The organism is Roseibium aestuarii (assembly GCF_008477545.1).
GTDB lineage: Bacteria > Pseudomonadota > Alphaproteobacteria > Rhizobiales > Stappiaceae > Roseibium > Roseibium aestuarii.
Genome location: NZ_VORA01000004.1, coordinates 164,225 through 179,091 on the forward strand (window position 1 = coordinate 164,225; position 14,867 = coordinate 179,091).

Sequence of the window (14,867 nt, forward strand, 5' to 3'; positions counted from 1 at the left end):
GGGCCCAATGGCGCCCGAGGTCCTCGACAGTCGGTATGCCCCTTTTTTGGGTCCTCAACTCCGATTATCGGATGGTATTTCGGATGCTGCAATGCTGAGGGCTGGCGGACTCGAACACGGCTGGGGGAGCTCGCCTCCGTCAGGAGAAGGCACGGCGAAATTTACCTCTCCCGGGATCGGGAGCGGTCGACGCAACGCGTCGGGTGAGGATCGACAAGGGCGTGGTAATGTTCCGGAGCATGCGGGGATGATGGTTTCAACCCTCACCCGGACTTGTCAGTCCGACCTCTCCCAGCTTGGGAGAGGTAACGCCGCTTCCCGATTCGCAAGGCAGTGCTACCAGACGCCGCCCTATCAGGTCGTCATTCCGGATCTCCGGCTTCGCCATTCTTCCGGGATGACGATGGAAAGGTTTTTCAAACTTCACGGGCGCCCTTGGGCGCCCGTTTTCATCTCGATCCGCTGTGGCGGCCGGACCTGATCAGACACCCAGCCGGTCGCGCAGGGCGTACCACCAGGAGCCGACGACCGAGTAGGGCACCCGGAACATGCGTCCGCCGGGGAAGGGGAACCACGGCACCTTCTCGAACACGTCGAAGCGGGTACGGTCGCCGCTGATCGCCTCGGCCAGAATGCGGCCGAAGGTGTGCGAGCCCGTCACCCCGTGACCACTGTAGCCATGGGCGAAATAGGTGTTGTCTCCCAGGCGGCCCATCTGCGGCACCCGCGAGAAGGACAGCGCGAAGTTGCCGCTCCAGGCATAGTCGATCTTCACCGACTTCAGCTGCGGGAACACCTTGTGCAGGTTCGGCAGGATCTTTGCCTTGATGTCGTGCGGATCCGTGCCGCCATAGACCAGGCCGCCGCCGAAGATCAGCCGCTTGTCGCCGGACAGGCGGTAATAGTCGAGGATGTAGCGCACGTCCTCCACGCAGACATCCGTCGGCAGCAGGTCATGGGCGCGGGCATCGCCCAGCGGCTCCGTGGCCAGCATCTGGGTGGAGACGGGCATGACCCGGCTCTCCAGCGCGGGCACCACGTGGCCCAGATAGGCGTTGCCGCAGAGCACCAGCGTCTTGCAGGTCATCGTGCCGCCGCGCGTGCGCACCACGGGCCGGGGGGCATCCGTGTCGACGGACGTGACCACCGTGTTCTCATAGATCGTGCCGCCCAGGCTCTCGAAGGCCGCAGCCTCCCCGAGCGCCAGGTTCAGCGGATGCATGTGCCCGCCCGAGTGGTCGATCACGCCGCCCGCATAGACGTCCGAGTTGATGTGCCGCCGCAGCTGGTCCTTGTCGAGCATCTCCTGGTTCTTGATGCCGTAGCTTTCCCACAGCTTCACCCGCTCTTCCAGGTCGCGCATGTGGGCGCCGGTGAAGGCGGCAAAGACGTTGCCCTCCTTCAGGTCGCACTGGATGTTATAGGTCTTGATGCGCTCGCGGATGATCTCGCCGCCTTCCTGGACGAGACCGGCCACGAAAGTCGCCGTGTCGGCGCCATAGCGCTTGCGGATCGTCTGCAGACTGGCGTTCAGGCCGTTGACGATCTGGCCGCCATTGCGCCCCGAGGCGCCCCAGCCGACGCGGGCTGCCTCGATGATGGCGACCTTGTAGCCCTTCTCCACCAGATGCAGGCCGGTCGACAGACCGCTGTAGCCGGCCCCCACGATGCAGATGTCGATCTCATGGTCGCCGGAAAGGGCCGGACGCTCGGGCGAGGGGTTGGCACTCGCCGCGTAATAGCTCGAGGTATGGGGGGTGATGCCGGTTGCGGCAAAGTCCTGTCGCGCCATCACACGACCTCCAGATAGGTGTCATACTCGAAGTCGGTCACGTGCCGGGCAAAGCGCTGCAGTTCCTGGATCTTGCTTTCCACGAGCATCGTCTGCAGGCGCTTCGAGTAGATGTCCTTGACGTTCTTGCCCCGCCGGAAGGCCTCGATCGCGGTCGCCCAGTCGAGCGGCAGGTGGTCGAGCTTCATGGAATAGGCGTCGCCCGTGATCGGGGCTTCGGGCTCCATCTTGCGCTCGATGCCAATGAGCGCCCCACCCAGAATGCTGGCCAGAACCAGATAGGGGTTGGCGTCCGCGCCGGCGACCCGGTGCTCGATGCGCCGGGCCTTCGGGCTGCCGCCGGGAATGCGGATGGCCGCCGTCCGGTTTTCATATCCCCAGGCGACGCTGGTCGGCGCATGGGCCCCGGGCAGCAGTCGGCGATAGGAGTTCTCGTGCGGGGCAAAGGTCAGGGTGTTTTCCTGCATGGTGGCCAGCAGGCCCGCCACCGCGTTCAGCATCAGCGGCGTTCCTTCGTCGCCGCCATTGTCGAAGAGGTTCACGCCGTTCTCGTCCACCAGCGAGAAATGCACGTGGAAGCCGCTGCCCGAGCGCACGCCATAGGGTTTGGCCATGAAGGTTGCCGCCAGCCCGTGCTTGCGGGCAATGCCGCGCACAAGCCGCTTGAAGAGAACCGCGTCGTCAGCGGCCTTCAGCGCATCGTCCACGTGCATCATGTTGATTTCGAACTGGCCGGCGCCGTTCTCCGAAATCGCCGCATCGGCGGGAATGCCCTGTTCGGCGCAGGCGTCATAGACGTCGTCGAGGAACTCGTCGAAGTGTTGCAGCTCGTCGAGGGACAGCGCCCCATCCGAGCCGAGCCGCTTCTGGGTGATCGGCGAGCAGGGGGGCTCCGGCTGGGTGCCGCTCGGGTCGTAGAGATAGAATTCCAGCTCGGTCGCCACCACCGGGGTCAGGCCGAGTGCCTTGTAGCGTTCGACCACCCGGGCCAGCGCGCGGCGCGGATCGCCGGCAAAGGGATCGCCGTTTTCCTCGCGCATCCACAGCATGGCCAGAGCCGACGGCCGGTTGGTCCAGCTGATGAGCACGATCGGCCGTCCGGTGAATTCGCAGATGCCGTCTGCATCGCCCGTCTCGAAGACCAGCTCGTTGCGCTCCACGTCCTCGCCCCAGATGTCGACGTTCAAGATCGACAGGGGCATGCGCAACCCGCCCCCGAGGATCTTCGCGGCCTGCTCCACCGGCAGGCGCTTGCCGCGCAGGGTGCCGTTCAGGTCACACACGCAGGCGAAGACGGTTTCCACCTCGGGCCGCTCTTGCAGCCACTCGTTCAGATTGTCGACAGACACGCTCAAGCCCTACTCCAGCCTGGAAGAGATGGCTCAGGTTACGCTGATTTGTGATCACTTGTCGCGAACTTCCTTTAGGGGCGGACCCGATGGAGCTCAGTGAGTCAGCCGAGGAACGAATTCCGGCCGGATGCGGACAAGCTCGGCGGGAGCCGAAGGGGTGTCGAGCCGGCGCGCGAGCAGGCGCATCATTTGCGACACGGTTTCCTCGATGTCATTGCGGATTGTGGTCAGACCGAAGCTCGGCCACCGGGCCAGCGCGATGTCGTCAAAGCCGATGATCGAGAGCGTCTCGGGGACTCGGCGTTTCATTTCACCGGTTGCCACAGCAAGGGCGCCCAGGGCCATCGCATCATTGGCGCAAAACAGTCCGTCGATCTCGGGATGCTGCTCCAGCAGGGAGCGTGTGCTTTCAAGCCCGCCGTCATAGCTGTAGTTGCCGGTCGTCAGGGCAACTGGCGCGAGTCCCGCCGCTGCCATGGCCGAAAGAAAGCCGGCCCGCCGCTCGCGCTCGGAACTCAGATCCGCCTGACCACCGAGATAGGCGATGCGACGGCGCCCCTTTTCGACCAGCGCCTGCACCGCCAGCGCCGCACCCTGTTCGCTCTCGCAACACACGGAATCGATCCCAGGATGATCGAGAATGCGGCCGGAGACGATCATGGGGATCTGCAGCTTGGCGCAGTGGTCCACCACCTCGTCCGGCACGGATCCCCCGCGCACGATCATCGCATCGAGCGGAAACCCGAGCACGGCCATCACGTCAGCCTCCGGCACATCGTCGCCTCCAAGGACGACCGGCCATTTTCCCTGGGCAATGAGCTGCTGAACCAGGCGCGACAGGATCTCGCTATCGTAGAAGTTCTCGAGGCTTCCGGTGACGATGGCGACCAGATGGGAGCGGCCCTTTCCCTGAAGCACGGCCGCCAGCGCATTCGGACGGTAACCGAGCTCTGCTGCGACCTTGAGGATGTGTTCCCGCTTGTCCTGATGCAGATAGGCCCCCGGTGTGAAGGCGCGCGACACGGCAGATCGCGACACCCCCGCCTGGTGGGCGACATCGGCGGCGGTGACCCGGTGCGGTCGCGGCTGGACAGGTGTGTCTTGCGCCATATTGTCTGCATTCCTTCTTGCTGGCGTCATAACGGTGTCATGGGAGGCCGGTATGTGAACACGTGTGCACAACTTGTGTAGCAGCTTTATGAACGTGTCACAGAATGATTGGTCGCCCCATGCCCCAGGAAGGCAAATCTCCCGCCCTTGGATCCGGTATCGCCCTGAAAGATCTGCACCTCGGCTATGAGAGGGCTGACGTGATCTCCGGACTTTCGCTGGATGTCGCAGCAGGGGAGTTCATCGCGCTCCTGGGGGCGTCCGGCTGTGGCAAGACGACCCTGTTGCGGGCGCTGGCGGGCTTCGTTCCCGTGCGTCGCGGCGAGATCCTTCTCGATGGACGCGACCTCAGCCAGACCCCGCCGGAGGGGCGCGGCATGGCGATGATGTTCCAGTCCTATGCCCTGTGGCCCCACATGAGCGTTGCCGAGAACATCGCCTACGGGCTCAAGCTGCGGGGGTGGTCGAAGGAGCGGATCCGCGACCGGGTAGCGGAAATGGCGGCACTGGTTGGATTGGAGGGCCTGACCGCCCGCCGGATTGCCGCGCTGTCCGGTGGTCAGAAGCAGCGGGTGGCGCTTGCGCGCGCCCTTGCCGTTTCCCCGCCCGTTCTCCTTCTCGACGAGCCTCTGTCCAATCTCGATGCAGGTATCCGCGCAACCATGCGCCACGAGATCCGCGCTCTCCAGCAGCGTCTGGGCCTGACCACGATCCTCGTGACCCACGACCGGGAGGAAGCCATGTCCATGGCCGACCGGGTGGTCATCCTGAACAAGGGCGAGATCGCCCAGGCGGGCACGCCGGAACAGGTCTATCACCGGCCGGACAACGCTTATGTCGCCCGCTTCATGGGCGCGGAAAACACCCTGCCGGTGGGGGTGACAGTCGAAGGCGACCTGCGCCTGCCGGACGGGAAGACCCTGCGTCTGGCCCCGGACGCCATGCACATCCCTCAAGCCATTCGCAGCGGCTCGGCGGACCTGATCTTTCGGGCCGATGCCGCGAGCTTCGACCCCGTCTCGCGGTCGATGCAGGACAGGGCGCCGGAGCCGGATCTGCGCTTGCGCGGGCAGGTTCGCCAGCAAGCCTATCTCGGCTCGGTCTATCGCCACGAAATCGAAATCGGAGCGCATCGCATTCTCGTCGATGCCCCCCGGAAAATGCCCATCGGCGCTGTCGTCGAGGCATGTATCCCGGCCACGGCCTTATGTCTGTTTCCTGCAAGATCCCAGACGACCGTGACCGGGCAAGAGGCGGCAGCTCACGCCGCATGACACCTCTGAACTCTTCGGAGAAACACCATGGCACCTAAAATTGCAAAGCTTTTCGCCTCGGTCGCGATGGCGCTGGTCACCACCGGCGCGGCGCATGCCGAGACCCTTTATGTCGCCACCGGCGGCAGCCAGAACATGGTCGACTACGTGACCGACTATCTGGGCCCGCTCTTCACCGAGCATAACCCGGGCTGGACCGTCCAGGCCGTGGGTACCGGCCCCGGCGACGCCGGCAGCCAGGCCATTCTGGAAAAGCTGAGCGCCCAGAAGGATCAGGATGTCTGGGATACCGACGTGATCGTCGTCAACCAGCTCAAGACCGCGGAAATGGTCGAGGCCGGCCTGCTGCAGAAGTACCGCTCCGACATCAAGACCGGTGACATGGTCACCTCCGACGTCTCCCGCAAGGCTCTGGGCACCGACGTCGATGGCTTCGTCATGCCGATGTTCTCGTCCCAGACGGCGATTGCCTACAACCCGGACATGGTCGAGCAGGTGCCGCAGAGCCTTGAGGAGATCAAGGCTTGGGCCTCTGCCCATCCGGGCGCCTTCGGCTATAACGGCATCAAGAACGGCATGTCCGGCGTCGCTTTCGCCACTGCCTGGATCTACGCCTTCGGTGGCGACGCCGCCAAGCTGATCGACGGTCCCTATGACAAGGCCGACGAAGCCGGCTGGGATCAGGCCTTCGCCGACCTCAAGGCCTTCAACCAGACCGTCACCTTCACCCCGGGCAATGCCGGCACCCTGGACATGCTGAACCGAGGCGAAATCGTCATGGGTCCGGTCTGGGTCGACATGTTCTACACCTGGCAGGCCGATGGCCGCCTGAACCCGAACCTGAAGCTCATGCTGCCGGAACCGGGCATGCCGGGCCAGCCCTACTACTACGCGATCCCCGCCAAGGCCGCCCATGCCGAAGCCGCCCGCAAGTTCATCGAACTGGCGACGTCCCCGGAAGTCCAGGCCGAGGGCATCGTGAAGAAGTTCAACTGGTACCCGGGCATCGACGCCAAGCACCTCGAGGGCATTCTCGATCAGGCATCCTGGGACAAGCTCTTCACCGACGTGTCGCCGGAAGATCTGGCCGCCAAGGCCAAGCCCTTCCCGCTCGGAGCCTATTTCTCCGACCTGCTGGAACAGTACGAAACCAAGGTCTCCAACTGAGGCCCGGGCCGCGGGGCGGCAATCGCCCCGCGATCCTCTTCCGGACACTGACGATGATTTCACGCAAGGCTTCCCTGGTGCTCGTCGGGCCTGCATTGGCCCTGATGGCAACCCTGTTCCTCCTGCCTCTCGGCTATTCCCTCATCTGGGCCTTCCGCGAGGAAGAGGCTGACCGCTGGGGGCTTGGCAACTTCGCCAAGGCTTGGGAGTTCTACTCCGCCGACATCCTGTTTTCCCTGGTCATCGTTACCCTGTCGACGGTCCTGATCGGGATCTTTTCCATCGCGATCGCCGGCTATTTGACCCTCGGCCGCATCCCTTGGGCCGTGGCCCTCTTGCGCTGGCTTTATCGCTGGCCGCTCTTCATTCCCTTCGTTGTCGCCGCGCAGGTGATGCGGACCTTCCTTGCCAAGAACGGCATGATGAACAACGCCCTGGTCGAACTGGGCCTGCTGACCCCGTTCCAGACCGCGAGCTTTCTCGACTGGCGCGGAATTGTGATCACATTTGTCTGGAAACAGACACCCTTCGTCACGCTCTTGGTCGCCGGCGCGATGGCGTCCCTTGACCGATCCATGATCGAGGCCGCTCAGAATCTTGGCGCCCGGCGCGGGCGCATTCTCTTCGGCATCGTGGTCCCGCAGGTCGCCCAGACCCTCATGGTGGGGCTCATCCTCAGCTATGTGACCATGATGTCGGTGCTTTCGGTGCCGATGATGATCAACGCCCAGCAGCCGACCATGCTGACGGTCGACATGGCCTGGCGGATCAATGCCTATGGCGATTATGGCGTGGCCAATGCCCTTGGCTTCATCGCCTATCTCATGACCGCCTGCGTGACGTGGGTCTACCTGCGCAAGGAACTGCGCGAACGCGGAGCACATGCCCGATGACCTCACTCCTGCGCTCCGGCCTCGTCGGCCTGGCCCTTGCTCTTCTGGCTTCGGCGATCTTCGGCCCGATCTCGAACATCCTGCTCTGGGCCTTCACCGAGCAATGGTATTTTCCGGCAAAGCTGCCGCAGGCCTTCGGCTTCTCGTTCTGGGAGCGTGTCTTCCGGCCGCAGGGCAATGCCTTTGCGTCGCTGCTCAATTCGGTGGTCATCGCGATGATGACCGTGGCCGTGTCTCTTGCGATCGCCATTCCGGCAGGCCTTGCCCTGGGGCGCGGACGCCTGCCGCTGCGTGTTCTCTTCCTGCTGGTCTTCCTGCTGCCGCAGGCGTTCCCGTCGCTTGCGGTTCACATGAACATCGCGCGGATCTTCTACACTCTCGGCCTCAATGGCACATTCCTCGGCGTCGTTCTCGTGCACGCGCTGCAGGGAATGGTCTTCTCGGTCTGGATCGCTGCCGCGGCCTTCGCAGCGGTCGATCCCCAGCTCGAAGAGGCTGCATCGAACATGGGAGCGACACCATTCACGGTGTTCCGCACGGTGACATTGCCTCTCGCATTGCCCGGTGTCATGGCCAGCGCCATCTTCGTATTCCTCATCTCCCTCGACGAGTTCACGGGCACCTATTTCGTGGGCGTTCCCGACATCACCACCATGCCGTTGCTGCTCTTCACGGCGGCTATGGAGGGCAACTACCAGATCGCCTCGATCACGGCACTTCTGCTTCTGGTTCCCTCGATCGGCTTCATGCTGGTGATCGAACGGTTCCTCAAGGCGGATGTTCTGGCCAAGGTCGGCCACTAGCGGGTGGCGTCCGCGCCTAGCTCTCGTCGAAGGTGCGGGGCAGGGTGATGGTGAAGGTGCAGCCGCGGCTGGGACCTTCGCTGTCCACGGTGATCCGTCCGTCATGCAGCTCCACCAGCTGCTTGACCAGCGCCAGCCCGATGCCCAGCCCGCCACGGGCGTGGATCAGATGGCCTTCCACCTGCTCGAACATGCGGAACACGGCACTGGAGGATTCCGGCGTCAGGCCAAGTCCGTTGTCGACCACGGTGATTTGCAGCCGCTGCTCGCTCACGGTCACGGTCAGGTCGATGTGTCCGCTATCGGGAGTGTATTTGGCGGAGTTGTTCAGCAGGTTGGCGATGCACTGGGTGATGCGCACCTGATCGGCCACAAGCTCGGCCGGCCGGTCCGGCAGGTTCACCGTGAGCACATGGCCCTTGCTGTCGATGATCGGGCGCGTCATCTCGATGGCCGCATTCACCGCGTCGCGCAGGTCGAACCGGGCGCGCCGCAGGGTGATCTTGCCCTTGGTGATGCGGGAAATGTCCAGAAGATCGTCCACCAGATGCACGATGTGGGACATCTGGTAACGCATGAGGTCGGCGATGGTCGGTGCGTCCGGTCCATCGGGCTTGCGCAGCAACAGCTTCATGCCCCCCTGCAGGGCGGCGAGCGGGTTGCGCAGCTCGTGCGCCAGAACCGCCAGGAACTCGTCCTTGCGCCGGTCGGCGATCTTCAGCTCTTCGGTGAGCGCCTGAAGCGCGTCGCGCTGCTCGGCAATCAGCTGGCGCTGGCGGTAGATCTCGAAGAAGACCTCGGCCTTGCTGCGCAGGATGTCCGGCTCTATGGGCTTCTGGATGAAGTCCACGGCGCCCGCCTCGTAGCCCTGGAACCGCCGCTCCGAACTGTGGCTGCCGGCGGTGACGAAGATGATGGGGATCCGGCGGGTGCGCTCGTTGCCGCGCATCAGTTCCGCCAGCTCGAACCCGTTGAGCCCCGGCATCTGCACGTCGATCAGGGCCAGTGCCACGTCATGATGCAGGAGCAGCTCCAGCGCTTCGTCGCCGGACCGCGCCTTGAGAAGCTCCAGGTCATCGCGGCGCAGCAGCGCCTCCAGCGAGAGCAGGTTCTCTGCCAGGTCGTCGACAAGAAGGAATTTGACCGGTGTTGTCATCGCGGAGCACTCAACAGGTAATCGGTGATCCCGGACAGAGACAGCACCTTGGCTTGCGGGCAGGCCGCGATGGCAGCCTCGGGCATGGCGCGCGCATAGGCGCCCTCGGGGGTCTGCACCAGGGCGGTGCCGCCGCCGCGCAGGATGGTCGCGAGCCCTCTCGATCCGTCGTGATTGGCGCCGGTGAGCACCACGCCGATGAGATTGCTGCCCCATGCCTCGGCCGCACTCTCGAAGGCCACGTCGATGGAGGGACGGGAGAACAGGACTTCTTCCTCAGTCGTCAGGGCGATGCTGCCTGTATCTTCCAGAAGCAGGTGATAGTTCGGCGGGGCGAAATAGATGACCCCCGACTGCACCGGCTCCTTGTCCTCCGCCTCGATAACGGGAAGGGCGCAGCGCGCGGCGAAGATATCGGCCAGAACGCTGCGCTTGTCCGGCGGCACATGGACCACCACGAAGACGGGCAGGGGATAGTCTGCCGGCAGCGCCGGAAGGATCTCGGTCAGCGCATCAAGCGCTCCCGCAGAGGCTCCGATGATGACGGCAGACGGGGTCAGGTCGGACATTTCTCTGTCCTCTGATAGATCTTCTCCTCCCGCACGAACTCCCTGAAGGAGTCCGCATGCTCGGAAAAGCGAAGGGTTTCCTTCGCGCCGAGCCCGAGGAAGCCGTTGCGCGGCAGGGCGTCGCGAAACAGCCCGATAGCCCGGTCCTGCAGCGCCCTGTCGAAATAGATCATCACATTCCGGCAGGAGACGAAATGCATTTCGCCGAACACCTGATCCGTGACCAGGCTGTGGTCGGAAAAGACGACGTTCCGCCGCAGGCTCTTGTCCAGAATGCACTGGTTGTAGCCGCTGTGATAATAGTCCGAGAGCGAGGTCTTGCCCCCCGCATTGCGATGGTTCTCGGTGAAGAGCCGCATCCGGTCCACGTCATAGATCCCGGCTTCCGCCTGGGTCAGGGCCTCCGGGCTGATGTCCGTCGCATAGAAGATCGTCCGGTCCTCGAGCCCTTCCTCCCGGAACAGGATCACGAAGGAATAGAGTTCCTCGCCCGTGCTGCAGCCGGCGATCCAGACCTTGAGCGAGGGATAGGTGCGCAGATGCGGCACCACCTTCTCCCGGATCGCCCGGAAGTAGCTCGGGTCGCGGAACATCTCGCTGACCTGGACCGTCAGATAGCGCAGCAGCTGGGGCAGCATGTCGGGATCATGCAGCACCTTTTCCTGGATGGCGGTGATGGTCGCCAGGCCAAAGTCCTCCCGCGCCTGACGCAGCCGCCGCCGGATGGACGACATGGCATAGTTGCGGAAGTCGTAGTGATAGCGGTGATAGAGGGCTTCCAGCAGCAGCCGGATCTCGACGTCCTCGATCCTTTCGAACGTTCCGGTCATCAGGGCATCCACACGCGCACGAGCGACAGGAGCTTCTCCACGTCGAGGGGCTTGGCCATGTAGTCATTGGCGCCGGCCTCGATGCAGCGCTGCTGGTCATCGGGCATGGCCTTGGCGGTCAGGGTAATCACGGGCAGCTTCTTCCAGGCCGGGTTGTTGCGGATCAGGCGGGTGGCCGTGAGGCCGTCCATCACCGGCATCATCACGTCCATCAGCACCAGATCGATGCGGCGATCCGGCTCGGACTGGACAGCCTCCAGCTTTTGCAGCGCTTCCTCGCCGTTGCGGGCAATCTCCACGATGGCACCGCGCGGTTCGAGAATGTTGGTAAGCGCATAGACGTTGCGAACGTCGTCTTCCACGATCAGGATCCGGCGCCCTTCCAGCAGGGCATCGCGGTTGCGCGCCTTGCGGATCATCTTCTGCTGCTCGTCGGGCAGCTCGGAGACCACCTGGTGCAGGAAGAGGGTCACTTCGTCCAGCAGACGCTCGGGCGACTTGGCACCCTTGATGATGATGGACTTGGAGTAGCGCCGCAGCTTCTGCTCCTCTTCCGCCGTCAGCACGCGGCCCGTGTAGACGATGACGGGCGGGAAGGAGTGGGCGTGGTCCTCGCTGATGGTCTCCAGCAGGGCATAGCCGGAGGCATCGGGCAGGGACAGATCCAGCACCATGCAGTCGAAGGTCTGCTCGCGCAGGAGCGACAGGCATTCTGCGGCGGTACCCGCGCCGATGGTTTCCACGTCATGGGAGCTGATGAGCTTGCTCATGGCGTCGCGCTGGACCTCGTTGTCCTCGACGATCAGCACGCGGCGGACATTCTGAGAGATCTTGGCATCAAGCGACTTCAGCACGTCGACAAGCTGATCCCGTTGCACGGGCTTCAGGGCATAACCGACGGCGCCCAGCGACAGGGCGCGCTCCGCATAATCCTCGGCCGAGACGATGTGGATCGGGATGTGGCTGGTGCGCACGTCCCGCTTCAGCCGGTCGAGGACCGAGAGCCCCGACTGGTCCGGCAGGCCCACGTCCAGCACGATGGCGCTGGGCATCTGCTCGCGGGCAAGGTCGAGCGCTTCCTGCGCCGTGCCGGCGACAATCGCGCGGAAATTCAGCTCCCGGGCAAGATCGCGCAGGATCAGGGCGAAGGACTGGTCGTCCTCGATGATCAGCAGCTTGCGCGAGGTCTCGTCAGTGAGGTGCCGGTCATCCTCGATGATCCCAAGGGACCGGGGCGGCGCGCTGGCCGGCCGGGACGGAGCGGACGCCGGTCGGGGGATCGCCGTCCCGAGCGGGTCGCCGAGTGAGAGGCCCATGGGGCTCGCCGGAGCGGATCCGACACTCTCGGCCAGCGTCTGGATATCGGGCGCCGGAACGCGCACGGCGCCGGGCGTGAAGATCTGCGGCAGGACGACCGTGAACGTGCTGCCCTTGCCCGGCGTGCTCTTGAGATGGAGCGTGCCGCCCAGCAGGCGGACCAGCTCGCGCGAGATCGACAGGCCGAGCCCCGTGCCGCCGAACTTGCGGCTGATCGTGCCATCGGCCTGGTGGAAGGCCTCGAAGATCCGCTGTTGCTGTTCTTCGGCAATGCCGATGCCGGTGTCCGTCACCGACATGGCGATCTGGTTGTCGCTCAAGGGGCGTACACTCAAGGTCACGCCGCCTTTTTCGGTAAACTTGATGGCATTGGCGATCAGGTTCTTCAGCACCTGTTCCAGCCGCTGCGGATCGGTTTCCAGCACCGGCACCACATCCTCGGCCACATCGAGCGAGAAGGAGAGTCCCTTGGTGTCGGCCAGCGGATCGAAGAGCTGGCGGATCGAACTGGTCATGCGCTCGATCGACACCGGCTCCGGGTGGATCTCCACGTGGCCGGCCTCGATCTTGGACAGGTCCAGGATGTCGTTGATGAGATTGAGCAGGTCGTTGCCCGACGACTGGATGGTCTGGGCATATTTCACCTGTTCCGGCGTCAGGTTCTCGTCCGGATTGTCGGCCAGAAGCTTGGCGAGGATCAGCGACGAATTGAGCGGTGTGCGCAGCTCGTGGGACATGTTCGCCAGGAAGTCCGATTTGTAGCGGCTGGCCTGCTCCACCTCGCGCGCCTTCTGGACGATGGCATCATTCGCCCGTTCCAGATCGTCGCGCTGGCGTTCCAGCTCCTGGGTCTGTTCTTCCAGCTGGCTGTTGGTCTGTTCCAGCTCCACCTGCTGCTGCTCCAGACGCGCCTGGGATTCCTTCAGCGCACGGCCCTGCTCTTCCAGCTCTTCGTTGGAAACGCGCAGTTCCTCGCCCTGCACCTGCAGCTCTTCGGCCTGGCGCTGGGTCTCGCGCAGCAGCTTCTGCAACTGGGTGCGGAACTCGGCAGAGCCGATGGCGGCGGCAATGGTTCCCGATGTCTGTTCCAGAAGTGAAAGCACGTGGTCGCCAATCGGCAGCAGGAAGCCGAGTTCGAAGACGGCCTTGACCTCCCCATCGGAAATCGCCGGTGCAAGGGTCAGATAGCGTGGCTTCTGCTGTCCGAGGCCGGAGCCGAAGGTGATGTAGCCATCCGGCACTTCGCCCACAGCAATCGGCCTGTGATCCTGCAGCACATGGGAGAACAGGCTGTCGCTCTGTCCGAAATAGCCCGGCAGATTGGCGTCCGCAGGAACCCCGTGGACGGCGGCAAGGCTGTACTTGCCCTCGTCCTCCACATAGATCGCCCCGGCAACCGCGCCGAGATAGCTCGTGAGGAAGCGCAGGATGTTCTCGCCCACCTCACGGGTCGATTGTTCGCCGATGACGACGGAGGCCAGACCCACCTGTGCGTCCTGCATCCACTGTTCCCGTCGCCGCGCCATGGAGGCGTTGCGCAGCATGGCGCCGACAATGAGCGTCAGGCCGATGCCCAGGCCCCCCGACAGCAGGCTGGTGACGAAGGCCACCGCATAGGCACTGTTCATCTCGGCGATCTGCTCGGACCGCGCGTTGGTTTCGGCGTCGCGAAGCTCACCTATGAGCCGGCGGACGGCGTCCATGTCTGCCCTGCCGCGATCGGTGTTGATGATCGCAAGGGCGGCGGCCTGACCTTCGGTCTTGTAGACCTCGAGGGTCTTGTCCATCTCGCGGAACTTGGAGGCGACGTAGCCCCGAAGCTCGTCGAAGCGCGGGCGTTGAGCGCTTTGCAGCGGTATCAGTTCGTCGACCTGTGCCAGCCGGGACTGGACCTGGGAGACGGCCCGGTAATAGGGCGTCAGATAGCTGTCATCACCGGTGAGCAGATATCCGCGCTGTCCCGTCTCCGCGTCCTGGACATCCGCCATCAGCAGGTCGATGGCGACGATCACCCGATGGGTCTGAACCACATCCTCGTTGCTCTGGCGCAGGAGGCGGGTGATGTGCACCGCGACGACCGTGCTGACGATGAAGAAGAGGACTGCGACGGCCAGTCCGATGATGACCGTGGGTTCAAGGCCAAGGCGGCCCTTCGCGGTGACTGCGGCGCTTTTCCGGTGCATGGGGCTCACATTCTGGAGAAATCGGCACCCTGCCGCGGGTCATGGGCTCGGGGGCGTTGCGGGAGCAGGAGAGGGGCGGCTCAGGGAACCGGATCCGGTCAGGCCGACCACGAGGAGGCTGGTCGGCGGACGAGGGCTGGACGCTAGAACCTGATGGGAGCCTGCCACGACGGAGCAGCCCTTCGCCGTAAATGCCGGTCGATATATGTCGCGCGTGCCATGTTCTCTCGCCCCTGTTCCTCTGGTCACGAACGCTCCGGCATCTCTTCAGCCTGATGCCGTCTGCCTCTCCTTCCCGAGGCGCGCCCGGGTGCGGATTTGTGACCAATTCCGAACCAATTCGCGAGTTGCGGTTTGGTTCCCGAGGAAGAGAACTTTTTTCATTCTGGGCCGGGCGGCCCCATCGGTTTCGGCCGTCAAA

11 protein-coding genes are annotated in these 14,867 nt (G+C 64.1%); 4 read left to right on the forward strand and 7 right to left on the reverse strand.

Translation table 11 applies throughout. From position 1 onward, the window contains the following. Positions 1-481: 481 nt before the first annotated feature. From FR728_RS15145 to FR728_RS15155, 3 genes are all read right to left on the reverse strand, one after another. Complete coding sequence (locus FR728_RS15145; RefSeq protein WP_149893570.1) at positions 482-1,792, reverse strand: NAD(P)/FAD-dependent oxidoreductase; 1,311 nt, start codon at positions 1,790-1,792, stop codon at positions 482-484. After that, on the reverse strand, positions 1,792-3,147 hold the full coding sequence (locus FR728_RS15150) for a type I glutamate--ammonia ligase (protein ID WP_188318925.1): 1,356 nt from the start codon (positions 3,145-3,147) through the stop codon (positions 1,792-1,794). Before FR728_RS15150 ends, FR728_RS15145 begins: the two co-directional genes overlap by 1 nt. 90 nt (positions 3,148-3,237) lie before the next feature. Beyond that, entirely contained in the window at positions 3,238-4,254 is a 1,017-nt protein-coding gene (locus FR728_RS15155; RefSeq protein ID WP_149893571.1) for a LacI family DNA-binding transcriptional regulator, read from the reverse strand. Between the two features lie 200 nt (positions 4,255-4,454). On the opposite strand from FR728_RS15155, the gene FR728_RS15160 reads away from it, so the two are divergent. Genes FR728_RS15160 through FR728_RS15175 form a run of 4 tightly spaced genes read left to right on the forward strand, consistent with a single transcriptional unit; the run spans position 4,455 to position 8,391 of the window. Next, the gene (locus tag FR728_RS15160; protein ID WP_244304672.1) at positions 4,455-5,528 is read left to right on the forward strand and encodes an ABC transporter ATP-binding protein; all 1,074 of its coding nucleotides are present in this window, start codon (positions 4,455-4,457) and stop codon (positions 5,526-5,528) included. A 27-nt stretch (positions 5,529-5,555) separates the two neighbouring features. Then, positions 5,556-6,695 carry an extracellular solute-binding protein gene (locus FR728_RS15165; RefSeq protein WP_208998849.1) on the forward strand — a complete coding sequence of 380 codons (1,140 nt, stop codon included), beginning with the start codon at positions 5,556-5,558 and terminating at the stop codon, positions 6,693-6,695. Between the two features lie 53 nt (positions 6,696-6,748). Then, the gene (locus FR728_RS15170; protein ID WP_149893573.1) at positions 6,749-7,588 is read left to right on the forward strand and encodes an ABC transporter permease; all 840 of its coding nucleotides are present in this window, start codon (positions 6,749-6,751) and stop codon (positions 7,586-7,588) included. Further along, entirely contained in the window at positions 7,585-8,391 is an 807-nt protein-coding gene (locus FR728_RS15175; protein WP_149893574.1) for an ABC transporter permease, read from the forward strand. The genes FR728_RS15170 and FR728_RS15175 overlap by 4 nt, the downstream gene beginning before the upstream one ends. Before the next feature lie 16 nt (positions 8,392-8,407). On the opposite strand, the gene FR728_RS15180 is transcribed toward FR728_RS15175, so the two are convergent. The 4 genes from FR728_RS15180 to FR728_RS15195 are packed head-to-tail and all read right to left on the reverse strand — an operon-like array spanning position 8,408 to position 14,446. Continuing rightward, entirely contained in the window at positions 8,408-9,547 is a 1,140-nt protein-coding gene (locus FR728_RS15180) for a hybrid sensor histidine kinase/response regulator (RefSeq protein WP_149893575.1), read from the reverse strand. After that, a complete protein-coding gene (locus tag FR728_RS15185; RefSeq protein ID WP_149893576.1) occupies positions 9,544-10,116 on the reverse strand; it encodes a chemotaxis protein CheB in 573 nt (190 codons plus the stop codon). The genes FR728_RS15180 and FR728_RS15185 overlap by 4 nt, the downstream gene beginning before the upstream one ends. Next, positions 10,104-10,946: a CheR family methyltransferase gene (locus tag FR728_RS15190; protein WP_149893577.1), complete on the reverse strand. Its 843-nt coding sequence runs from the start codon at positions 10,944-10,946 to the stop codon at positions 10,104-10,106. Before FR728_RS15190 ends, FR728_RS15185 begins: the two co-directional genes overlap by 13 nt. Beyond that, positions 10,946-14,446, reverse strand: coding sequence for a response regulator (locus FR728_RS15195; protein WP_149893578.1), 3,501 nt, complete (start codon positions 14,444-14,446; stop codon positions 10,946-10,948). Before FR728_RS15195 ends, FR728_RS15190 begins: the two co-directional genes overlap by 1 nt. Positions 14,447-14,867: the final 421 nt, after the last annotated feature.